A 23,012-nucleotide genomic window follows, 5' to 3' on the forward strand; every position below is an offset into this window, starting at 1 on the left:
TTACAGCACGCCGGTGGCCTTGGTGAGCAGCCAGATGCCGACCACCAGCAGGATCGCGCCCACGGCGACCGTCAGGCCGAACTGGCCCCAGGTGGCGCGGCCGGTATGGATCTCCGAGTAGCGGGTGTAGGCGTGATAGCAGACACCGACGAACATCGAGGCGACCACGAGCAGCGCGATCAGCAGCACGATGTCGTAGCCGTAGTTCTGCAAAGTCTGCAGGATGCCGCTGCCTTGGCCGCGCGATGGGTCTTCCATGGTCGGCAGGCCCTGCGCGAAGGCCGACAGCGGCAGGCCCGCGAGCGCCAGCGGCAGCAGCGGAGCGGCGATGCGGGACGGAATGCGATGGGGTGTCGGAGGCATGTTCATGGCGTATGGCCCTTCGTGACGGTCAGGAGAGGAGGAAGAAGGTCAGCACCAGGTACATCGCCACGAAGCGCACGACGACGGCGAGGAACTGACGTTCACTGATGCGGTGCTCGGCCCAGCCGACGTAGGCGGTGCGCATGGCCCACACGCCCCACAGCAGCAACACGGCGAACACGAAAGCGAGCACCACGGCAGCGACGGCCGAAGGCGCAAAGCCGCCGTTGGCCTGGAAGGCGGCGACCTGATCGGCAGAGGGCGTCATGGCGACGGCTCCTCGTCGTCGGCGCGATCGCGGCGGACGTAGTCGCCGGCCAGCGGGACGGGATCGCGCGGCTGGGCGCGCTGGGGCACGAGGTAGTCCTGCAGGCCGGCGCGAACGCGCTTCAGGTCGGCACGCAGTCGGGCGTAGTCGAAGTGGTAGCGGGCGCGTTCCTGCGGAGCGGTATGGGCAGCGTGCTCGGCGAGGCGGTCGATCAGGTCGAGCTGGCGGGCGAGCGCGGCGAGCTGCTCACGCTCCGAGGCGAGGCTGTCGGCAGCGGCGGCAGGCGGCAGCGCCGAGAACGACACAGCCAACACCACGGCCAGCGCAGGCCATGCGGATGTGCGGCGGTTGGTCTGTCCCATCGTGCCATTCCCCGTTGAAGCGGATGGCCAGATGCTGTGGCGCGCTCTCGCTTTGCGCCGCAGGGAATGGGAACTACGGCATGACCGGATTTGTTGGTCGCGTTGGCCGACATTCGCGCAATGCCTGGTGGATTTCTTGTTGGCTAGCGCCTACCACCCTTTGGTAGAATTGAGCAAACTTGGCAATCCAAAGTCACGAAAGACCAAACCATATGGTTTTCAGATGAGTGAAGTCGAGAGCGAGATCCTCACGCTGGAGGAAGTTGCGGCCTACCTCAAAGCCGGCAAACGGACGGTCTATCGCCTTGCCCAGAAAGGAGAGATTCCGGCGTTCAAGCTTGGGGGAACCTGGCGCTTTCGCCGCTCGGAGCTGGATCGGTGGATCGCCGAAAGCATCAACAAGAAGAAGCCGGAGGCCGAGTGAGCGCGGACCATGCCAGCCGCCGAATCACGCTTGGGGAAGAACAAGGGGAGGATCGCCGTTGACGACACAGCAGCTTCTGACGCCGCACCAGAGCCAGTACTTTGCTTGGCTGCTGACCAGGCGTGCAGCAGGCGACTCGGTGGAGTCGCTGGCTTCGACCTTGGTCGATTCGCAGGTCGATCTGAATCCCCATCAGGTCGAGGCCGCGCTCTTCGCTTGCCGCAACCCCCTCTCACGCGGCGTGATCCTCGCCGACGAGGTTGGTCTGGGCAAGACCATCGAAGCCGGCTTGGTCATCTCCCAACGCTGGGCGGAACGGCGGCGGAAGGTGCTCATCATCGTTCCGGCGAACCTGCGCAAGCAATGGCATCAGGAGCTGCAGGACAAGTTCGGCCTGCAAGGGCTGATCCTCGAAGCCAAAAGCTACAACGCGATCCGCAAGCAGGAGCAGCGGAACCCGTTCCTGTTCGCCTCCGGTCCGATCATCTGTTCCTACCAGTTCGCGAAGGCCAAGGCTGACGATGTCAAGGGCATCGACTGGGACTTGGTCGTCCTCGACGAAGCGCATCGCCTGCGCAACGTCTACAAAACCAGCAACGTCATCGCCAAGACCCTCAAGGAGGCGCTGTCGCGCGTTCACTCCAAGGCGCTCCTGACCGCGACGCCGTTGCAGAACTCGCTGCTCGAACTCTATGGGCTGGTCAGCTTCATCGATGACCGGGTGTTCGGAGACCTTGATAGCTTCCGCTCGCAATTCACTGGCAGAGAGCAATCCTTCAGCAGCCTGCGTGACCGGCTGGCCCCCATCTGCAAGCGCACCCTGCGCAAACAGGTTCAGCCCTACGTGTCGTACACAGCGCGCAAGGCCATCGTCGAGGAGTTCACGCCGTCGAGCGAAGAGCAGGAACTTTCCAGGCTCGTCGCCGATTACCTGCGCCGCCCCAACCTCAAGGCCCTGCCCGAGGGGCAGCGACAACTGATTTCGCTCGTGCTGTGGAAGCTGCTCGCCTCCAGCACGCACGCGATTGCGGGTGCGTTGGAGACGATGGCCAAGCGTCTCCAGGGTGTGCTGAATGAAACTCCCGTGGTTGCCGATCTCGCCGAAGAACTGGACGAGGACTACGAGTCGCTCGACGAGACCGCCGAAGAATGGGAAGACCAGGAGCAGGGAACAAAGGCAGCGAGCCGCGCCGAGCGTGATGCCATCGCGCAGGAGATCGAGGAGCTGCGCCACTTCAGAACGCTGGCAACCAACATCCGCGACAACGCCAAGGGCAAGGCGCTGCTCACCGCGCTGGATCGCGCCTTCGCCGAACTGGATCGGTTGGGCGCGGCCCGGAAGGCCATCATCTTCACCGAGTCCAAGCGCACGCAGGAATACCTCCTCAACTTGCTGGCCGACACGCCATACGGCGACGGCATCGTGCTCTTCAACGGCACCAATAGCGACCAGCGTGCGCAGGCGATCTACAGGGACTGGCTGAAGCGCCACGAAGGCACCGACCGCATCACCGGCTCCAAGACCGCCGACACCCGTGCGGCACTGGTCGAGCACTTCAAGGAGCGTGGCAAGGTCATGATTGCCACCGAGGCTGGAGCCGAAGGCATCAACCTCCAGTTCTGCTCGCTCGTCATCAACTACGACCTGCCGTGGAACCCGCAGCGCATCGAGCAGCGCATCGGGCGCTGCCACCGCTACGGTCAGAAGCACGACGTGGTGGTGGTCAACTTCGTCGACCGCAGCAATGAGGCCGATGCACGGGTGTATGAGCTGCTGTCGCAGAAGTTCCAGCTCTTCGAGGGCGTGTTTGGGGCTAGCGACGAAGTGTTGGGCGCCATCGGTTCGGGCGTCGATTTCGAGCGGCGTATCGCCGAGATCTACCAGAACTGCCGAGAGCCCGAGGAAATCAAGTCCAGCTTCGAGCAACTCCAGCTCGACCTCTCCGGCGAGATCAACGAGGCGATGGTCAAGACGCGCCAGGTATTGCTTGAGAACTTTGATGAGGAGGTGCAGGAGAAGCTGCGCATGCGGGCCGACGACAGCCGCAACGCGCGCAACCGCTTCGAGCGGATGCTGATGGACTTGACCCGCGCCGAACTGGTTCATTGCGCCGCGTTCGATGACGACGGCTTCGATCTCCGCCACATACCGACTGGAGTCGAGCACAGCGGCCTCACGGGCATCGAGCTGGGGCGCTACGAATTGCCCCGCCGCTCCGGCGACGCGCACCTATACCGCATCAATCATCCGCTGGCGCGATGGGGCATCGAGCAGGCCAAGGCTCGCGCACTCAACGGGGCTCGTCTCGTCTTCGACTACAACGCCTACGGTTCAAAGATCAGCACGCTTGAAGCCTGGCGCGGCAAAGCCGGATGGCTCACCGTGAAGCTGATCTCGGTCGAGACACTCGGCAACCAGGAGCAACATCTGCTGGTTGCCGCGGGCACGACCGATGGCGTCGTGCTCGCGGAAGAAGACCCGGAAAAACTGCTGCGCCTGCCCGCGACCACGCAGGCGGCCAGTCTGTTCAACGCCCCTGACGCCACCCTGCTGGCCGACGTGGAAGCCCGCAAGACCGCGCTCCTGCGCGACGTCAACGAGCGCAACCTCGGCTACTTCGAGCAGGAAGTCCAGAAGCTGGATGCCTGGGCGGACGACCTGAAGCTCGGTCTGGAGCAGGAGATCAAGGAGATCGACCGCGAGATCAAGGAGGTGCGCCGAACCGCCGCGACCTCGCCGAGGCTGGAAGAAAAACTGTCATGGCAGAAGAAGCAGCGCGAACTGGAAGGCAAGCGCAGCAAGCTGCGCCGCGAGCTGTTTGCCCGGCAGGACGAAGTTGAAGCGCAACGCAATGACTTGATCAGCCAGCTTGAAGTGCAACTCCAACAGCAGGTCGAGGAGCGCACGCTGTTCACTGTCGAGTGGGAGCTGGTCTGATGGCAACAGTTATCGCTCGCCCCCTCGAACTCGATCTGCTGTGCCAAAAACTTGATGCGGACTACGCGAACCGAATCACCGGGACGGGAAACACTCCAGAGTCTCGGCGTAGCAACTACCTGTCCAAGGCAATCGCGGCATTCGTCCTGCACGAAGACGCTGGCGCCAATCTGGATGAGGCCGTGGCCGCCAGCATCGATGGTGGCCAGGATCATGGTATCGATTCGGTGTTCGTTTCAACGGATCAAACGATCTGGCTGGTCCAGTCCAAGTACAAGGAGTCGGGTACCGGCGAGCCCGAACTCGGTGATGTATCCAAATTTCGGGATGGCGTAACCGACCTTCTGCAAGGACGCTGGAATCGCTTCAATAACGTCCTGCAAAACCGCCAAGCGGCAATCACCAATGCCTTGAACAGTGGTGTCTGCAGGATCAAAGTCGTGCTGGCCTATTCCGGCACGGCGGTGTCCGATGATCGGCGCGACATCTTTGCCGACTTGGAGCGCGCGTTCAATGGCGCGAATCCGGGCTTTCTTCGGTGCCATGCTTATGGGCTCACGACCCTGCACGACCTACATCTAGACGGAGTTTCGGCCCAGCCCATAGAAGCCGAAGTCGAATTGAAGGACTTCGGCCACACGCAGGAACCCTACCGGGCGTTCTACGGGCGCATGGACGGCAAACGGCTCGCCGAGCTTTGGGCGGCACACGAAGAACATCTGGTTGATCGGAACATTCGCCGGTTCAAGGGCACGACCACCGTCAATGCAGGGCTGACCGAGACACTCCGACAAGAAGCACAGCACTTCTTCTACTTCAATAACGGCGTCACCTTCCTCTGCGATTCCATAACGGAACAGCACCCCCGCGACCCGCATCGTCAGACTGGGACGTTTCGCATTCGCGGGTTGTCCATCATCAACGGCGCGCAAACGGTTGGGGCGATCGCCCGCGAGCCACTGGCCCACTACGATGCTCATCCCACTGTAGTCATGGCGACTTTCGTTTGTCTTGAGAACGCGCCTGATGGTTTTGGCGATCGAGTCACCCAATCGCGCAACCGCCAGAATGCCGTTGAGCTGGAAGATTTTGCCGCGCTCGATGAACGCCAGACCATGTGGCAGCAGACCTTGCAGATGGCCGGCGTCACCTATCTGGTCAAGCAGGGGGAGGACGATCCGCCGCTATCACCAACCTGCTTCAGCGCACGTGAACTCGCGCCGTTCCTGGCTTGCACCGTAACCACGAACGACTGGCAGGACTACGTGACCGCGGCCAAGGCCGACAAGAAGAAGCTGTTTGGGCGGGAGGGGCTGGTATCAGCCACCGACCCCTTACGCCAATCCTACGAACGGCTCTTCGCCGACTCGCTCACGGCAAGACAAATGTGGCGGATAGTCCAAATCGGCCGAGTGGTCGTAGAGAAGGTCCGCGCCCGTGCCACCGCCGAGGGTGATCCCGCCGGCTTGCCAGCGGGGACACTCCCCGCTCGGGAGATTCTCACTCACGGCGCCTGGCTGGTTCTACACGTCATCTTCATCCGCCTTCAGTTGCAGAACGGGCCGGCGTTGGCATTGACCCAGGATGAACTGACAGCGATTTCACGCGAGGTCGATCTTGTTTGCGAGCGTCTTGTGAGTTCTGTCCAGGGCGTGCAGTGGAACAAGCAGGCGCGCAGCGTCTTTGAGAACAAAACGGACTGTCGAACCGTGAAAGGCCGTTTGATGGCGGCATTGGCGCAGCAGGGTCAGGGAGGAAATCAATAGTGCAAGCGAACATCAAAGGTCTAGTGGATCGGCTGGAGCTTTCCCAGGGCAAGGCTATGATGCCTCTTTACGAGGCTATCTCGAATGCCGTCGATGCAATCGAGGAGCATCAGGACGGCTTCAGCAATCATTCGATTCGCATCCGGCTGGTGGCCTCCAACGACCTCGCCCATCAAGCTGGGGACGGGACTCTGGTCGTGGACGGCTTCGATGTCATTGATGATGGCGTTGGCTTCAACGACAAGAACCTGGCTTCGTTTCAAGAGGCGCACACGCTTTCAAAGGTCAAGGTCGGCGGCCGAGGTGTCGGGCGCTTCACTTTCCTGAAAGTCTTTTCATCCGTACACATCCGCAGTGTCTTCAAACGCGACGGCAAGGCTTTGCTGCGAGAGTTCGACTTCAGCATCCAAGATGAACTGAAAGGTGCGGACACCACGTCTGAAGTCAAAGAGCCATGTGGCACGCATACCTCCTTGCGGGGCATGGATGACAAGTTTCGGGCTGGGTGGCCTACCCAGCCCGAGACCATCGCTGAACGCATCATTGCGCACTTTCTGATCCGGTTTGCGGCCCGCTCCTGCCCTCCTATGACTCTGGAGTCTCCGGGACACGCTCCGATTGACTTGCACGCCCTGTTTCAGTCAACAGTGCTGGCGCATATCCAAGAGCTGTTCTTCGAGGTTTCCGGGCATACATTTGCCTTGCAGGCATATGGTCACCGAGACGGACGCTCGCGCCACGAACTCAACTTGTGCGCGAACGGGCGCGAAGTCACCACGAGCAAGCTGCGGGACCTGCTTCCAGAGCTTCCCGAGAAGCTGATTGACGAAGACCAAGCGCCGTACACCTTGATCGTGCTGGTCACCGGGGAATATCTGGACGACCATGCCAACCAAGAGCGCACGCGCATCGCCTTCCAAAGCGATGAGGAGCCCGAACTTGAGCAGACCCTCGTCTCCCGACGCGCCCTGAACCAGGGTGTCGCAGGGGCGTTGCGGCCGCTGCTCCTGGACGACTTGAAGTCAACGAACGAAGAAAAGCGTGCCCAGATCGAGAAGTTTGTTGAGCAAGCCCCCGAGTACAGGGCGCTCACGCACCCTCGCTACAAAGAGATGATCGAGCAAAAGATTCAGCCAGGCCTGTCAGAAGACAAGCTGGACGAGGCTCTTCTGCATGTGAAGCGCGCCATCGAGGACGACATCCGTAAAGAGGCCAAGCATGTCGCAGCGCTCTTCGAAACCGAAACCTTCGAACAGTACCAAGAGAAATTCAAGGAAATCGCGGAAAAGGCCAACGAAATCGGCAAGGCCCAGCTTGCTGCCTATATTGCGCACCGCCGAACGATTCTTGACTTGGTGAACAACAGCCTCAAGAAAAAGCGCACGGATGACAAATACCCGCTCGAAAGGGTCTTGCACAAAATGATCTTCCCGATGGGGATGACCTCGAAAGACATCTTCTTCGAGCAGCAGAACCTCTGGGTGATTGACGAGCGGCTGTGCTATCACACCCTGCTCACATCAGACAAAAAACTAAAAAGCGTCGCTGGGCTGGACGACACTTCTGGCCGGGAGCCGGACATCTTTGCGTTCTTTTATGACACGCCCATCGGTGTCGCTGAGGCAGACAGCCTGCCTGGCGGTGGTGTTGTCATCATCGAGTTCAAGCGGCCTGGAAGGGACAATTACGACAAAGACCCAGCTGATCAGATCATCCAACGATTCCGAGAAATCTCCGAAGGGGGCGTCACGGACGTTGATGGGAGGCAGATCAATCCCGCCAGCCTGCGGTACACCGGCTATCTCATCGCTGATTTAACGCCGTCTTTGCATCGACAAGTATTCGGACGTTACCACCGCACCGCCGACAACGAGGGGTATTTCTCCCCTTTGGCGACTGGCAACGGGTATATCGAAATTCTCTCCTACGACAAGCTCATCAAGGATGCAGAACGCCGCAACCGCATCCTGTTTGACAAGCTTGGACTGCACAAGAATTAAGGTGGCATGACCATGAGCAAACAAAAACTAGAACTTACCTGGATCGGGAAGGAGAAGCGACCCAAGCTGGAGCCGCGCATCTTGCTCGAAGATCCAGAGAAGTCATATCACGCCAAGCATCGCGTGTCGGACAACGACATCTTCGACAACCGACTGATCTTCGGTGACAACCTGCTTGCGCTGAAAGCATTGGAGCAAGAGTTCTCCGGCAAAGTGAAGTGCGTGTTCATTGACCCACCGTACAACACCGGTAGCGCATTTGCACAATATGATGATGGTCTTGAGCACTCGATTTGGCTTGGCTTAGTACGGGATCGGCTAGAAATCATCAGGCGTCTGCTTTCGGACGATGGCTCGCTATGGATTTCTATTGATGACAACGAGGCTCACTATCTTAAGGTCTTGTGCGACGAGATTTTTGGTCGCAAGTGTTTCGTTACGTCATTTATCTGGAAGAAGGTCGACAGCCCAAATGACAACAAGGGCGCCCTTTCCCCAGATCATGAATACATTCTTTGCTATGTAAAGAATCCTGACTCGATTAATTTTCGACCGAAGCAGGATGAGTCAATCTTAAATGCATACCGGCAGCCGGACGCGGAATCGGACAGGCCGTACCGTGACCGTCTCCTAAAGAAAAACGGGAAGAATAGTCTTCGGATCGACCGCCCGTCGATGTATTTCCCGATCAAGGGGCCAGACGGCGTGGATGTTTACCCCATTCACGATGACGGCCAAGAAGCCCGATGGGCAATGGGGAAAAAGGGTGTTGATGAGCTGATAGCGAAGGGAGAGCTTGTTTGGAAGCAAAGGGAGAGCGGCGGAGTACTGCGGTGGGTTCCTTACACAAGAGAATATGCTCCCGACGCTCCTACGCGCCCTTGGCCAACAATCTGGTCAGACTTGCACACGACTCGACAAACTAAGGCTCATCAAAGATCTGTTTTGGAGGGCGTTCAAGCATTTGAAACCCCGAAGCCAGAAGACTTGGTTTCCCGTATTCTTAGTATTTCAACGAATCCAGGAGACTGGGTTCTTGACTCATTTGCGGGATCTGGTACCACTGGAGCAGCCGCTCATAAAATGGGACGGCGCTGGATAATGGTGGAGCTTGAGGAAACTTGCCATACACACATCATTCCGCGTCTCAGGAAGGTAATTGACGGCGAAGATAAGGGCGGCGTCACAGAGGCTCTAAGTTGGCACGGCGGCGGCGGCTTCCGCTATTACCGTCTTGCCCCCAGCCTGATCGTCAACGACCGCTGGGGCAACCCGGTGATCAACCCCGAATACAACGCTGCGCAACTGGCCGAGGCGCTGGCCAAGCTGGAAGGCTTCAACTACGCGCCGTCAGAAGCGCACTGGTGGCAGCACGGCCACTCCAGCGAGCGCGATTTCATCTATGTCACCACGCAGAACCTGTCCGCTGAGCAACTGCAAGCCCTGGCCGATGAAGTCGGCCCGGAGCGGAGCCTGCTGGTGTGCTGTGCCGCTTTCCACGGCGTCACGGCGACCAAAGCGGCGGAGCGCTGGCCGAACCTGACGTTGAAGAAGATCCCGAAGATGGTGCTGGCCCGCTGCCATTGGGGCCGTGACGACTACAGCCTGAATGTGACCAACCTGCCAATGGCGGAGATTGAGAAGGCCGAGCCTGCGGCCCCTGGCAATAGCGTCAAGAACACTAAGAGCAGAAAAGCGGCCCTCGCCAACGCGGGACAGGGCGGCCTGTTTGGGGAGAACGAATAATGAGCACCCGCGTCCTGCACGCCGTTACCGGCCGTCTGTCTCTCCGCCCGCCCCAGGCCGAGTCCCTCATCAAGCTCGCTCGCGCGCTCGATGCTGCGCCCGAGCTATTGGGTCACGAGCGTGATGTCTCGGCCATTCTCTCCACGCTGAAGGCAGAGTTCCCAACATTGGAGGACTTCGAGCGGGAGTTTCCGTCGTTGTGCTTCGCGCTGGCCACGGGCGTGGGCAAGACGCGGCTGATGGGAGCCTTCATCGCCTACCTGCACCTGGCGCACGGCATCAACAACTTCTTCGTGCTCGCGCCCAACCTGACGATCTACAACAAGCTCATCACGGACTTCACGCGCAACACGCCGAAGTACGTGTTCAAGGGGATCGCCGAATTCGCGCAGCAACCGCCGCTGATCATCACCGGCGACAACTACGACCAGACCGGCGCGGCGGTGGATGAGCAGTCGATGGGCTTCGCTCACGACGTGCGCATCAACATCTTCAACATCTCCAAGATCAACTCCGAGGTGCGCGGCGGCAAAGAGCCGCGCATCAAGCGGATGAAGGAAGTGCTGGGCGACAGCTACTTCAACCATCTGGCCAACCTGTCTGACCTGGTGCTGCTGATGGACGAGTCGCACCGCTACCGGGCCAGCGCCGGGGTGCGCTCTATCAACGAACTCCAGCCGCTATTCGGTCTGGAAGTGACGGCGACGCCGTTCGTCGAGTCCAGCCGCGGGCCGGTGCCGTTCAAGAACGTGGTGATGGACTACCCGCTGGCGCGGGCGATGGAGGATGGCTTCGTCAAGGAGCCGGCCGTGGTCACCCAGCGCAACTTCGACGCCAAGGCGCACACGCCCGAGGAGATCGAGAAGACCAAACTGGAAGACGGCGTGCGCCTGCACGAGACGACCAAGGTCGAACTGCTCACTTATGCGCGCGAGAACGGCGTCAAGCCGGTCAAGCCCTTCATGCTCGTCATCGCTCGCGATACCACGCACGCGGGGCAACTCTTGGCGCTTCTGGAATCGGAAGCCTTCTACGAGGGGCGCTACCAGGGCAAGGTGATTCAGGTCGATTCCAGCCGTACCGGCGCGGAAGAAGAGGAGATGATCACGCGCCTACTGGCCGTGGAGAGCGTGGACGAGCCGACCGAGATCGTGATTCACGTCAACATGCTGAAGGAAGGCTGGGACGTGACCAACCTCTACACCATCGTGCCGCTGCGCGCGGCTAATGCCCGCACGCTGATCGAGCAGTCCATCGGGCGCGGCCTGCGCCTGCCTTACGGCAAGCGCACGGGCGTCGCGTCGGTGGATCGCTTGAACATCGTCGCGCACGACAAATTCCAGGAGATCATCGACGAGGCCAACCGCGGCGACTCGCCGATTCGCCTGAAGCACGTCATCCTCGATGCGCCGAGCGCCGACGACAAGAAGGTCAGCGTGCAGGTCGAATCAGGTGCATCGGCGCGTCTCGGTTTGACGGAAGCACCGGTCGTGGTCACAGGGGCTTCAGCCACTGACAGTGGCGCGGAAGTCCCTGTGCCCAAACCGGTGTTCACCACGGAGGCGGAGAGGCAAGCCGCACGAATGGTTATGGAGGTTATCGGCAAGTACGAGGTCAAGCGCGATCTGGTGCCAACCAGCAGCGCGCTGCTGAAACCCGAAGTGCAGAAGGAAATCCTCGCGGAGGTGGCAGAGCGGTTGAAGCCGCTGCAAGGCGAATTGCTGGCGGGCGTGGATGAATCAGTCCCCGCACTTGACTTGTCCGCCGTGGTGGCGAAGACCACCGAGATCGTGGTGCAGCAGACCATCGACATCCCGCGCATCGCGGTGGTGCCGACCGGCGAGGTCACGACCGGCTTCCACGCCTTCAAGCTGGATGTGAGCCAGCTCCATCTCCAGCCGGGCCAGCGCGAGATCGTCGGGCAGATGCTGCGGACCAACGAGCAGTTCACTCTGGCCGCCGAGGTCGGGCTCAAGGAGCAGCGCCCGGAGGACTACATCGTCCACGCCCTCGTGGACTTCGATGACATCGACTACTTCACCCACGCCGATCTGCTCTACGACCTCGCGGGCCAGATGGTGCAGCACCTGCGCGGCTATCTGTCCGAGGACGAAGCCATCAGCGTGCTGGATCGTGACCGCCGCTTGATCGCACGGGAAATCCACGCGCAGATGATGGCCCACTTCTGGGAGGAGGCGACCGAGTACGAGGTGCAGGTCAGTCGCGGCTTCACCGAACTCAAGCCGTGCAACTACACCGCCACGGCAGGCCAGACGGCCCACCACTTCCGGGAGACCGTGACCGAGACCAGTCGCATCAAGCAGATGCTCTTCGGTGGCTTCGCGCGTTGTCTGTATCCGCTGCAGAAGTTCGACTCGGATACCGAGCGGCGCTTCGCCATCATCCTGGAGCGCGACGCGACGAAGTGGCTCAAGCCCGCGAAGGGGCAGTTCCAGATCTACTACAAGCTCGGCACCGAGCAGCCGGAATACATCCCCGACTTCGTGGCCGAGACGGACGCGACCATCTTCATGGTGGAGACCAAGGCACGTGCCGACATCAACACCCAGGAGGTTCAGGCCAAGGCCGCTGCCGCCATGCGGTGGTGCAAGCACGCTTCCGATCACGCGGCGAACGTAGGCACCAAGCCCTGGAAGTACCTGCTGGTGCCCCATGACGAAGTCAGCGAGTCGAAACGGCTCGCGGATTACCTGCGCTTTGAGGTCAAGGCGTAATTGAGTTACCGCTGTTCGCCCACGGAGATTCCGATATGAGCCGTGCTCATCTGCGCTTCCAGGTGGATTCCCGCCTCGCCACATTGTTGAGTCAGGAATACTCCTCGTCCGAGCGAGCGCTGAAGGAACTCGTGGACAACGCATGGGACGCCGACGCGGAGCAGATAACGATCCTCCTCCCGAAACCTCTGAGTGGTGACCCTCTCGTCATCCAGGATGACGGCACTGGCATGACCGAGGAAGAACTGCGCCGGCACTATTTGTCGATCGCATCTGATCGGCGTTCGCGGCGCGGTGAGCGCACGGCCGGGAAAAATCGCTTGGTCAAGGGGCGCAAGGGTATCGGCAAGTTCGCCGGGCTCATGGCCGCAGCGGTGATGACGCTTGAAACCCGTGCGCGCGGTCGATTGTGCTGTATCACCTTGCGGCTGGACGATCTGTCCCAAGTCGAAGACATTGAACAGTTGAATATCGGCCTGCAAAGCGATCCTTGTGGGCCGGAACTGCATGGCACGACAATCACGCTGAGCGATCTGCATCAGGGCCTGGCTTATCCGGATGCCAATCGGCTGCGCCAGATCCTTTTGCAGGACTACGGGCGACAGGATGACTTTGCAATCACGATCGACGGCAAGCGGCTCGACGTCGATGATGTATCCGGTAGCTACTCGGAGCAGGAAGAGGAGCTTCCAAGTGCCGGTAAGGTAAAGCTGCGTTTCTCCATCAGCGACGGCAAGTCCGGGTTGCGTCAGCCAGGCATCACTCTGCGTGTGGACGGCAAGGCCGTTGGGCGGCCTGGGTTCTTCGGCCTTGATCAACGAGATGACTTTCCATCCAAGCTGCTGCGAAAGCTCTACGGCGAGATCGAAGCAGATGGACTGCGCGACCACATCACGGCGGGCTGGGATGCGGCGGTCGAGAACAGCGAGCTTCTGAGAGAGGTTGAGGGCTACGTCCAGCCCATCTTGCGAGAAGCCTATGAGCAGCAGTACCGGCGCGAAATTCAGTTGGCGCAGGCCCGCTTGCAGAGAGCGATCCTCGCGCGCTTGTCGGCTCTGCCAGAGCACAAGCGTGTATTTGCCGACCGCGCGATCAAGAAGATTCTCGACAAGTATTACGGCGAGCCGGAGAGCAAAGTCGAGCCGGTGGTAAATGTGCTGTTGGAAGCGATGGAGCGTTCCGACTACCGCATCCTCCTGGAGCACATCGCAGAAGCAACACCGGGCGATGTCGCTGGGGTAGCCGAGCGCCTTGATGAATTTGGCTTGGCAGAGATGGCCTTCCTTGTACAGCAAGCGACGGCTCGCCAGGTCTTCCTTGATCAACTGGACGCGCTCGCTCGTGACGCCGCTACGACGGAAGCCGTCGTGCACAAAGCCCTGGAGCGAAACCTGTGGGTATTCGGTCCCGAATACTCGCTATTCAGCTCGAACAGTACATTGCGGCGGCAAGTGGAAGATGTCCTCGGAGAGACCTACACAGGTGACAAGGCCAACAGGCGCCCCGACCTGCTCCTCAACGAGAACCTCGGCGGACAGTACCTGTTGATCGAGTTCAAGCGGCCGAGCCACGCGCTGAATCACGATGATTACGTGCAAGCGATTGGTTACAGGCACGAACTGGCAAAGTATCTCGGTTCTCCGATTCAGGTTCTGCTCGTCGGCGGCAGTCGGTCTTCCGACTTTCCTACGGACAATCGTGAACCGCATGTCGAGGCTCGGATTTTTGGTCAGGTCATCTCCACCGCGCGGCGGCAGATTGAGTGGCTGCTACGTACAGCGGAGACATGTTCAAACTGATCCACATGTCGCTACGAACTTGACGGCGCATACTCCATCGCAGCGGCACCCAGGTCACAGGTACTTCTTAAACGTCGCCGCAGCAATGCACACCGCCACGCCGAGCAGTGCGGCGCTGGGCAGCAGGATCAGCAGCGGGTTCACGCTGACCGGCAGTGCCAGGTAAGTCACCCACGGCAGCACGGCCAGCGGGATCAGGCTGGCCCTGGCGCGGTGATAGATGAACCCCGACTCGCGTCCCGCGCCGAAGCGGCGGATGTCCCGGCGCACCAGGCCATCCACCAGCCCGACGAAGGCGGCCATCAGGAACAGCGGCAAGGTCAGGCACAGCACCAGCAGCCGCACGAGGAAGACCAGTGTCGTGTAGGCCGCCGCGATCAGGTAGCTCTTCACGTTCACGGAGACCAGACCCAGGTAGTAGCGGAAGTCCTTGGTCGGGCGATGGCTGCCGGCGCTGGCCTGCGCCGAGGCGTCGCGTATCCAGTCCAGCAGACCGCTTTTCACGAACAGCCAGTCGTAGCCCTGCTCGACCAGCCGGTGCGCGGTGCGCCCCGGCTCCTGCACCAGCGCGCTGCGGGTGAAATGCGTGGAAAGCTGATCCAGCTCGTAGTGCAGCATGCCCTGCGCGTGGCGCCAGCCCTGCTCGGGCCAGAAGAAGTGCATGCCGACGCATTCGATCAGGATGCACAGCAGCAGCGCGCCGCACAGCACGCCGAAGAAGCGGAACGGCAGCGTGACCAGGCCGGCGATCAGGCCTTGCTGTCGTTGCTGCTGGCGTTGGGCCGCGACGGCCGGATCGCTCATGCTTCGGCCTCTTCAGCCGCGGCCATCTGCTTGAAGTCGTCCAGCAGGTCGTCGGGCAGCGCCTTGTCCTGCAGGCCGGGGATGCCTTGGTTCTCCCACCAGTCTCCTGCCTCGACGTAGTGCTGTCGCATGTAGCCGGCCAGCTCCTGCAGATCCTTCGGCATGGCTTCGTCGGGGTCGGGCGCAGGCAGCGGCATGCGGACTTTCCAGAGGTTGCCGCCCTCGGTCAGCGCGAAGCACTGCCCCTTGGGCAGCGCCACCACATGCGCCGGCTCGATCAACGGCACGCTGTTGCTGCTGATGCGGTCCTGGGTGTTGGACGTGAACGCGGTATTGCCGTGCGGATCGGAGCTGTCGGTGGCGCCGCTCATCAGCGCCGTGGCGTACACCTCGACCTTGGGCAGTTGTCGCGTCAGCAGCTCGGCGGTGGCGGTCTCGCGCACGCGCAGCATGAACAGGTTGTTGAAGTTGCCGACCACCTGGCCGGCCTTGGCACGATTGCCGATGCGGGCCTCGATGTCGCTCAAGGTCTGCGTGTAGGCCGTCACCTGCACGCCGGCACCGCCGCCCTTGTTGACCATCGGAATGAACTCGTCGCCCATGAGTTCGTTGAATTCGTCGGCGTGGACGTTGATCGGAATCTTGGCGCCCGCCGCGGCGCCGGGCAGCCCGTCGTCGACGCCGAACTTGTAGATGTGGCCGGCGACCGAGACCAGATCGCTGAACATCGAGTTGCCCACCGCCGCCGCGACTTCGGCGTCGGACAGCGCATCCAGCCCCACGTAGACCACCGCGCGTTTGCGGATGACCTGCATCCAGTCGAAGATCGGCCGCGGGTCGGACAGGTCGGAATAGTTCGGTGCGAGCAGTTGCGCGATCTTGCCGGTGGTGAGCTTCTCCAGCAGCGGCAGCAGCGAAGCGACGATCTTGTCGAAGTAGGTCCGGTCGTAGCGCACGGCGCTGCGCAGGCCGTCGAGCACCGGGTCATAGATGCGCACTTGGGACAGGTACTGTTCGAGGGCCACCACGCGCTTCTCGCGCCCGATCATGTTGCGCGGGATGTTCTTCTCGTTCAGCTTCGCTTCGAGCTGGACGATGACCTCCCAGGCCTTCGGCTCGTTCTTGGCGAAGTAGTGCTGGGCGTACTCGATGAACAGCGCGTCGATGTTGATGACGTGGCGCTGGATCAGCAGGTAGTCCGGCCGCTGCCCCAGCTCGACCAGGGCGCGCGCGATGATGTTGACGAAGCGCCAGGCGAATTCGCGGAACGCGGCGCTGTTGCCTTCGCCGGAGAGCTGCCCGGCGATCCGCGTGGCCACCTCGGAGATCCGCCCGAACCGGCCCACGGCGTTGTAGCGCGCCGAGATGTCCGGCCAGCCCAGATGGAAGACGTAGAACTCGCCTTCGCGCCCGGCGCGCTTGGCCTCGACGTACATGCGCTTCAACAGGTCCGCATCGCCCTTGGGGTCGAAGACGATCACCACCTCGTGCTCGCCGCGGACCTTGCGGCGGATGTCCTGGGTGATGAACAGCTCGGCCAGCCGCGTCTTGCCCACGCGCGTGGTGCCCAGCACCAGGGTGTGGCCGACGCGCTCGCCCAGCGGCAGGGTGACGTCGACCTCGTGCGGCTCGATGCCATGCAGGCGTGGCAGTCCGCCGACCGACGGCAGTGGTCGCGCCGGGTTGAGCGGGCTGTCCCAGGCCAACGCGCGCGCCAGCGTCGAGACGGGAAACGGCGCGAACTCAAGCCGCTCCTCCAGCCGCCGGGCGGCCCGGTAGATCGCCGTCGGCTCGACGTAGCGGCGGAACTCCGGCCGATAGGTCTGCATCAGCCGGTGCGTGTGCCGCTGTTCCCAGCGAAAGCCCTGGCCGACGAACAGCCGTTGCTGACTCACCGGCACGTCGCGGCTGGTCATCACGTAGCGCGGCAGGCGGCGGATGTTGCGGCGATAGCGCAGGATCGCCCAGGCATCGCGCAGGCGAATCGCGCCGAAGGTCAGGAAAGCCAGCGCCGAGCCCAGGCCGAGCAGCGGGTTCAGCGCGAGCGACCACGGTGCCACCAGGCACAGAATCGCGGCGCCGGTGCAAACCGCCACGGTGTAAAGCTCCACCGCTGGCCGCAGCAGAACCTCGACCGCATGCGGTTGGGCCATTTGCGCACCTACTGCTCGATGCCGGTGGACGTGATGAGCACCGGGTAGTGGCGCAGGCCCAGGCGCTGGGCCAGGTCGTCGCCGGAGGCCGGCGAGAGGGTCAGGCCGGGAGCCAGCCTGCGCAGCGCCGTCAGCGCGGCCATCGACTCCACGTTGACCACCAGGCCCACGGCCTGCAGCTCGCGCAGCGCCACCTGCCGCTGCCGCAGCCAGGCGCGCGAACGCTCGTCGTCGCCGATCAGGAACAGCGCCGTCAGGCCCGGCGCCCGGATGACGCGGCGCTGCACCTCGCCCGGCGACAGTTGCGTCGAGCGCACCGGCAGCATGGCGGCTTCGGCGTCGGCCGCGTTGCCCACGCGAGGGGCCGGCATCGGGGTCGGCGGTGTGGCCTGATCCGGCTGAGGATTCAGCGACCGGTAGTACGGCAGCGCGGAGGCGCCGCCGTGGTCTTCGACGACGATCAGCGGCGCGGAGGCGGTCTGGGCGAAGACGGTGGTCGTGGACAGCAGCCCGATGGCGGCGATGAGGACGATGTGGTTCATGGCGTGGTGGCCTGGAGGGTTGGAACGGGAACGTCGGGGTCGAGCACACGGGTCAGGTGCCGATGCACACTGCGCCGGTAGCGCGCCGCGGGTGCCCCGCCGGCGGGCCGGTGGTAGCGGCCGATGGCAAGCAGCCAGTCCTCGCCCGGCGTGTGCTGTTCGCGCAGGATTTCCGCAGCGATGGCGAGGTTGCGGTACGGGTCCAGCAGCTCGCAAGGCTGCGTGTAGCGATGCGTGTGGTAGCCGAGATTGACCTGGCCGAGGCCGGCGTCGATGCGATTGGCCGGCGTGCTGGCGAGTGCCCGGCGTAGCCCCGCGCAGGCCTCCGCGCGGGTGGCATAGCGCTGTGGCGAGCCGGCGACGTTGAGCGTCCACGGCCAGGGGATCAGGCGCCCGCGCAGCATGGCGCCGCTCTCCTGCAAGGCCACCGCGTACAGCACCGCCGCCGGCACGTCTGCACGATGCGCCGCCAGTTGATAGGCCGGCGGCGGCACTTCCCGCGCGAGGGCGGCCAACGTCCAGCCGCCGGTGGCGAGCAGCAGCGCGGCGCTGGCGCAGCGGATGGTGACGCGGGATGGCCGACGCTCCCGGCCCGGAGTACCTATTGCCGCTGCCATTGGCCGTTCACCTCGCGCACCACGGCCGGCAGATCGCCGGGCAGGCCGAGCGACAGCCAGCGCCCCGCATCGTGGTTGAGCGTGATGGTGCGGGCGCGCACCCTGGCCGGGTCGATGCCCGCCTGGGTGGCCCACTGCCGGATGCGCGCGTCGTCCTGACGGCTGCCGACCATGTAGAGGTCGAAGGCCGTGCCGGCCGCCTGCAACTGCTGCACGCGCTGCGCGCACGGTGCGCAGTCGGCCTTGACGAAGACGGCCAGGCGCCCGGAGCCGGTGTTGCCGGCACCCTGCGCCTTGGCGCCGGGAAGGCTCACGCGCGGCTGGCCGGGAAACAGGCGCCGCCACGCCGCGTCGTAGGCCCGCTGGTAGGCCAGCGTCTTGCCGACGCGCCGGGCCTCGGCCTGCACCTGCAACTCCGCGTAGCGCCTGCGCTCCTCCTCGCTGCGGGCCTCGATGCCGAGCGCCGTGAGCGGATCGAGCTGGGGCGAATAGACCCCGAGCGGCCCCTGCATCAAACGCCGGTAACGGGTCCACTCCTCGGGGTGAAGCCCCCACTCCCGCGACTGCCTCTCGTCGAGCGCGGCATCAGCGCCCGGCTGCACCTGGGCGGGCACCATGCGCGAGTTCGTCACCGGGGCCGGCTGGGCGGATGCGCCGAAAGCGGCGAACAGGACGACGGCAGCGAGCAACGGCCGCAGGTTCATGGTCAGCCTCCGCCGAGCCGCCTCAAGGAGGCTGAAGCCCCCCCGGGGGGCAGCGAACGAAGTGAGCGTGGGGGTCATGACACCTCCTACGGCACCGCGACGCGCTGCGTCTGGCCGTTCACCTGGAACACGCCCGCCTGCGCCTCGATAGACCGCAGTTGCCAGCCGCCCTCGGCATCGCCCTCGCGCAGCAGCCGGGCGCCCGCGAGCGAGTCCGCGGCGGTGGAGGTGATCGACAGAAAGCGCTCGCCTCCGCGCAGCTCCACGCCGAGCACCCGGAACGGCGGCTCCGGCACCTTGGGCTTCGTCGCAAGCGGAGCGTGCGGGCGAGCGGCGGATGCCACCTGCCTGGTCTTCTCCAGGCGGGTTTGGATTCCGTTCACGCGCGCCTGCAGCGTCTGCAGGTCGACGGCCAGGGCCCTCGCCTCGTCGGCCTCTTCGAGGCGCGTCATCCGTTCGTCCAGCGCCTGCCGCCCGTTGGCGAATTCGGCCTGGCTGATCGGCGCCGGCCGGCGCTTGTCCGCATCGGCCTGTCGTTCGAGATCGGCCACGCGCAGGCCCAGCGCCTTGACCTGCGCATCCTGTGCGCTGCTCTGGGTCTGTTCGGCGAGCCGCGACAGGCCGACGCTGTTGATGAGTGCTACAGCACTGATGAGCAGCAGCCAGAAGGCCGCGGCGATCTTGAGCCAGCGCGTGCGGGAATTGCGCTCGGATGGCGCTTGGGGAAAGGTCATGGCTGCATCTCCTCGGGCCGATCTGCGTCCGGCACGGACGTGGCGGTGCCGGGCGGGTTGGCGGAAAGGAAGGCGGGAGCACCGTGCCGGCTGAAGCAGACTTGGCGGGTCACGTCATCGACCGACAGCTCCCAGGCGGGGCCGGCAAGGGTCAGCAAGGCATCGCGCAGCATCAGCGGGCCCAGGCGCAGGTGTGCGGCGGGCAGCAGCAGCGCGTAGAGCGCGGCGGCCTCGGGCGCATCGCAGAGCCGGTAGCCCGAGCGCAGGAGCACATGGCGCATGGCATCGCCCACGCTGGCATCGAGCATGGGCGGAATCGAGACCTCCACCGCCTGTTGCAAGAGATCACGCTGCGCAGGTTCCGGCACCAGCTCGACCAGGGTGTAGCGGCCGTAGCGGGCCACCGGAACGAAACCCGGCTCCGGCGCGACGGCGGTTGGCGATGCGGCCGGCACCGCTGGCGCAGACGGCGCGGCGGTCGTGGCGCAGCCGACGGCGAACAGGCTGCCGGCCAGCAAGCCAGCGGCGAGGGCCAGGCGGTGAACAGCGCGGATGGATGGTTGCATGGAGGGCGCTTCCCTGGAACACGGAGCGCTCACCATCGCCGCCGCTTGGCCTGCGGGCAGCAAACAAAACGCACTGACGCCCGCCCGAATACATGGAGGGCGGCGCCATGGACTGTCATACGCCCAAGAAAAACGGCCCCGAAGGGCCGTGGAAGGAAGCCGGCGACCCCGAGGGGCCGCCGGCATGAGCACATGGATCAGACCGTGACAAGCTGCCGTGCCAGTGCCACCTCCACCGAGTCGCCGTCCTGGTTCAGGACATCGAGTCCGGACTCGGGCACGTCGCCCGACGTGCTCTGCGACACCATGATCTTCCGGGCCATCAACCCCAGGCAGGTCATCTGCGAGGAGTTGGCGTAGCCGAGGTAGATCACGCGCACCGGCTGCTTCTGGCCGATGCGCCATGAGCGCCGGGCGGCCTGCTGCAACGAATACACGTTGTAGCCGGACTGGAGGAACACGATGGTCGGGAACTCCAGCAAGTCCAGGCCGGTTTTCACCAGCTCGGGATTGGTGATGAGCACGTCGATGCCGCGGTCCAACTGCTCGGCGATCCAGTCTTCGCGGCGGGAGGCATCCACGCTCGCGCGCAGTACCGCCACCTTGAAGCCTTCCTGCTCCAGCAGCACCTTCAAACGCGACGTGGTGTCGCGCGTGCCGGTGTAGACCGAATAGACCAGGGTCTTGCGCCCTTCTGCCTTCTCCTGCTTGCAGATCTCGATCAGCTCGCGTTCCTTGGGCATCACCTCCAGCTCGTTGAACTGAGCCGGAACGAACGCCAAGGTGTTGCGCGTGCGCGGATGCACCACGGTTTCCGACCGGAAGCAGCAGTCCGGCCAGGCCAGCAGCACGTTGAGGACTACACCAAGCAGCGTCGTGTCGCGCTTCGCCAGGGCCTGCTTCAGCTCCTGGGTCAGCCGACCCGCCAGATCGCGGTAGGCCGCGGCCTGCGCCGTGTCCATCGCGACTTCGCGGAACTCCTCGTCGTAGGGCGGCAGCACGTTGCCACCGATGTCCTTCAACTTGAGGAAGACCGTGAACGGCAGGACGCAACGCAGCACGCCCTTCGGACCGAAGCCCGGCGCCTTGACCGTGCGCACCGATACCTTGGTGCCCTTGGCCGTCTTGTGCGCCGTGCCAGTGCTCTCGGAATAGATGTCCTTCAAGACACCGTGATCGCGCATGAACGCCATCGCGGCCGACGTCATGCTGCCGCTCTTCGTCGGCCGGTAGCCGTCTTCGATCATCCGCCCCGGCAGGGCTCGGAACAGCAGGTGGAACAGGTCGTCGCCGTAGCCGCCCATCAGCGTGCCGGTGAGCAGCAGCGTCTTGCGCGCCTTGGCCGACAACACCCCCATGGCCTGGCCCTGTGCGGAACCGCCGTTCTTGTACTCATGCGCCTCGTCGGCGATGAGCAGGTCGAACGTGCCTTGGGGAAGCTGCCTCTTGATGAACTCGGACGGCTGGTAGCCGCCCTCGCCGAAGCCGAACTCCATGTTGGCCATCGCACGTTCCATGCGATGGGCTTGCCGGTCCGAGAAGACCAGCTCGCCGTTGCCATCCATCAGGTTGATGAACTCGTGGATGTTGTCCCCGAGCATCGACGCGAGGAAGGCGTCACCGAACTTTTGCATCAGCTTCTGCGCGGTGACTTCCCCGATGGTTGGAATACGCTTCAGTGCCTTGAGCACGGTCGAGGACTGGTCGCTGGCGGACAGGCCTCTCGGACGGATCAACGACCACAGCGGTGCACGGCAGTGGCTGCACTTGCGGCGGGACTCCTCGGCTTCGAGTTCGACCGGGTTGATCGGCTCGCCGTCGAGGTCGGTGATGACATGCCCGCAATCTGGGCAGGCCCCCACGTCGCCGTGAGGCGTGCGCCGGCGAACGAAGACAGGTTTCCAGTGGAACCCCATCCGCATCCGCACGCGGCCCAGGACGAAGAACTCCTGGCCCTGCGCCGGCACGCCCAACTGCTCGCGCAGTTTCAGCAGCTTGACCAGCGTGTCCGGGCCATTGAGCACCCAGACCTTGGCGCCGGCCACCGTCTCCTGGATTTCGCGCCGCCACTTGTAGACCAGGTGCGGCGGAGACAGAACCAAGGTACGGCGGTAGCCTTCGGCATTGAGTACGGCGGCGGTGGCAATACCCACCGTCGTCTTGCCGCAGCCCATCTCGCCATTGACGATCGCGGCGCGTTCGCCACGATCGACCAACAGCTCGGTGACGGCATGGACCACATCGGCTTGCGCCGGGAACAGCTTGCGCTTGAGCGCGGCGAGGATCAGTTGCCGATGCACCCGCACCTGGCCGGTGTAGACCGGAGGATTGGCGCGGTTGAGCGAATCGAGCAGTTCGTCGCCGAACTCCGATACGAAGTCCTGCAGGCTGAGCGTGAGGGGTGAAGCGGCCGCTTCGAGCAGGTCGCCCTGCACAGGCGCGTCATCAGCGGTAGAGGGAACGGTTTCGAGAACGATGGACATGGTGATGC

Annotated in this window: 18 protein-coding genes; 7 read left to right on the plus strand and 11 right to left on the minus strand. The window is 63.3% G+C overall.

Translation table 11 applies throughout. From position 1 onward, the window contains the following. Genes AC1RKI_RS05070 through AC1RKI_RS05080 form a run of 3 tightly spaced genes read right to left on the minus strand, consistent with a single transcriptional unit; the run spans position 1 to position 993 of the window. Positions 1–369: a TIGR03745 family integrating conjugative element membrane protein gene (locus AC1RKI_RS05070; RefSeq protein ID WP_021248605.1), complete on the minus strand. Its 369-nt coding sequence runs from the start codon at positions 367–369 to the stop codon at positions 1–3. A gap of 22 nt (positions 370–391) precedes the next feature. Further along, positions 392–631 (minus strand): TIGR03758 family integrating conjugative element protein, encoded by a 240-nt coding sequence (locus AC1RKI_RS05075; RefSeq protein WP_023121133.1) that lies wholly within the window; start codon positions 629–631, stop codon positions 392–394. Continuing rightward, complete coding sequence (locus AC1RKI_RS05080) at positions 628–993, minus strand: integrative conjugative element protein, RAQPRD family (RefSeq protein ID WP_023121134.1); 366 nt, start codon at positions 991–993, stop codon at positions 628–630. The genes AC1RKI_RS05075 and AC1RKI_RS05080 overlap by 4 nt, the downstream gene beginning before the upstream one ends. 31 nt (positions 994–1,024) lie before the next feature. On the opposite strand from AC1RKI_RS05080, the gene AC1RKI_RS05085 reads away from it, so the two are divergent. The 7 genes from AC1RKI_RS05085 to AC1RKI_RS05115 are packed head-to-tail and all read left to right on the plus strand — an operon-like array spanning position 1,025 to position 14,401. Beyond that, entirely contained in the window at positions 1,025–1,417 is a 393-nt protein-coding gene (locus AC1RKI_RS05085) for a helix-turn-helix domain-containing protein (protein WP_023121135.1), read from the plus strand. A 58-nt stretch (positions 1,418–1,475) separates the two neighbouring features. Further along, positions 1,476–4,355: an SNF2-related protein gene (locus AC1RKI_RS05090; protein ID WP_023121136.1), complete on the plus strand. Its 2,880-nt coding sequence runs from the start codon at positions 1,476–1,478 to the stop codon at positions 4,353–4,355. Then, positions 4,355–6,121 (plus strand): AIPR family protein, encoded by a 1,767-nt coding sequence (locus AC1RKI_RS05095; protein ID WP_023121137.1) that lies wholly within the window; start codon positions 4,355–4,357, stop codon positions 6,119–6,121. Before AC1RKI_RS05090 ends, AC1RKI_RS05095 begins: the two co-directional genes overlap by 1 nt. Further along, positions 6,121–8,121, plus strand: a complete 2,001-nt coding sequence (locus tag AC1RKI_RS05100) for an ATP-binding protein (RefSeq protein WP_023121138.1) — start codon at positions 6,121–6,123, stop codon at positions 8,119–8,121. Before AC1RKI_RS05095 ends, AC1RKI_RS05100 begins: the two co-directional genes overlap by 1 nt. A gap of 12 nt (positions 8,122–8,133) precedes the next feature. Next, on the plus strand, positions 8,134–9,867 hold the full coding sequence (locus tag AC1RKI_RS05105; protein ID WP_031654446.1) for a site-specific DNA-methyltransferase: 1,734 nt from the start codon (positions 8,134–8,136) through the stop codon (positions 9,865–9,867). After that, positions 9,867–12,602, plus strand: a complete 2,736-nt coding sequence (locus tag AC1RKI_RS05110; RefSeq protein WP_033959601.1) for a DEAD/DEAH box helicase — start codon at positions 9,867–9,869, stop codon at positions 12,600–12,602. The genes AC1RKI_RS05105 and AC1RKI_RS05110 overlap by 1 nt, the downstream gene beginning before the upstream one ends. A gap of 35 nt (positions 12,603–12,637) precedes the next feature. Continuing rightward, positions 12,638–14,401 carry an ATP-binding protein gene (locus tag AC1RKI_RS05115; RefSeq protein ID WP_033959598.1) on the plus strand — a complete coding sequence of 588 codons (1,764 nt, stop codon included), beginning with the start codon at positions 12,638–12,640 and terminating at the stop codon, positions 14,399–14,401. 54 nt (positions 14,402–14,455) lie between these two features. Here AC1RKI_RS05115 and AC1RKI_RS05120 read toward each other — a convergent pair whose 3' ends face one another. The 8 genes from AC1RKI_RS05120 to AC1RKI_RS05155 all read right to left on the minus strand — a co-directional run bounded on the left by AC1RKI_RS05120 (position 14,456) and on the right by AC1RKI_RS05155 (position 23,004). Next, complete coding sequence (locus tag AC1RKI_RS05120) at positions 14,456–15,205, minus strand: TIGR03747 family integrating conjugative element membrane protein (protein ID WP_033959596.1); 750 nt, start codon at positions 15,203–15,205, stop codon at positions 14,456–14,458. Beyond that, the gene (traD, locus tag AC1RKI_RS05125) at positions 15,202–17,358 is read right to left on the minus strand and encodes a type IV conjugative transfer system coupling protein TraD (protein WP_016851988.1); all 2,157 of its coding nucleotides are present in this window, start codon (positions 17,356–17,358) and stop codon (positions 15,202–15,204) included. Before traD ends, AC1RKI_RS05120 begins: the two co-directional genes overlap by 4 nt. An 8-nt stretch (positions 17,359–17,366) precedes the next feature. Continuing rightward, positions 17,367–17,900, minus strand: a complete 534-nt coding sequence (locus AC1RKI_RS05130; protein ID WP_033959593.1) for an integrating conjugative element protein — start codon at positions 17,898–17,900, stop codon at positions 17,367–17,369. After that, entirely contained in the window at positions 17,897–18,517 is a 621-nt protein-coding gene (locus AC1RKI_RS05135) for a lysozyme family protein (RefSeq protein WP_029578143.1), read from the minus strand. The genes AC1RKI_RS05130 and AC1RKI_RS05135 overlap by 4 nt, the downstream gene beginning before the upstream one ends. Continuing rightward, entirely contained in the window at positions 18,502–19,221 is a 720-nt protein-coding gene (locus AC1RKI_RS05140) for a TIGR03759 family integrating conjugative element protein (RefSeq protein ID WP_033959589.1), read from the minus strand. Before AC1RKI_RS05140 ends, AC1RKI_RS05135 begins: the two co-directional genes overlap by 16 nt. A gap of 86 nt (positions 19,222–19,307) precedes the next feature. Further along, a complete protein-coding gene (locus tag AC1RKI_RS05145) occupies positions 19,308–19,955 on the minus strand; it encodes a hypothetical protein (protein WP_023121153.1) in 648 nt (215 codons plus the stop codon). Beyond that, complete coding sequence (pilL2, locus tag AC1RKI_RS05150) at positions 19,952–20,521, minus strand: PFGI-1 class ICE element type IV pilus protein PilL2 (protein WP_023121154.1); 570 nt, start codon at positions 20,519–20,521, stop codon at positions 19,952–19,954. The genes AC1RKI_RS05145 and pilL2 overlap by 4 nt, the downstream gene beginning before the upstream one ends. A gap of 197 nt (positions 20,522–20,718) precedes the next feature. After that, a complete protein-coding gene (locus AC1RKI_RS05155) occupies positions 20,719–23,004 on the minus strand; it encodes a helicase-related protein (RefSeq protein ID WP_023121155.1) in 2,286 nt (761 codons plus the stop codon). Between the last annotated feature and the right edge of the window lie 8 nt (positions 23,005–23,012).

The organism is Cupriavidus sp. GW822-FHT06G04, from assembly GCF_058799075.1.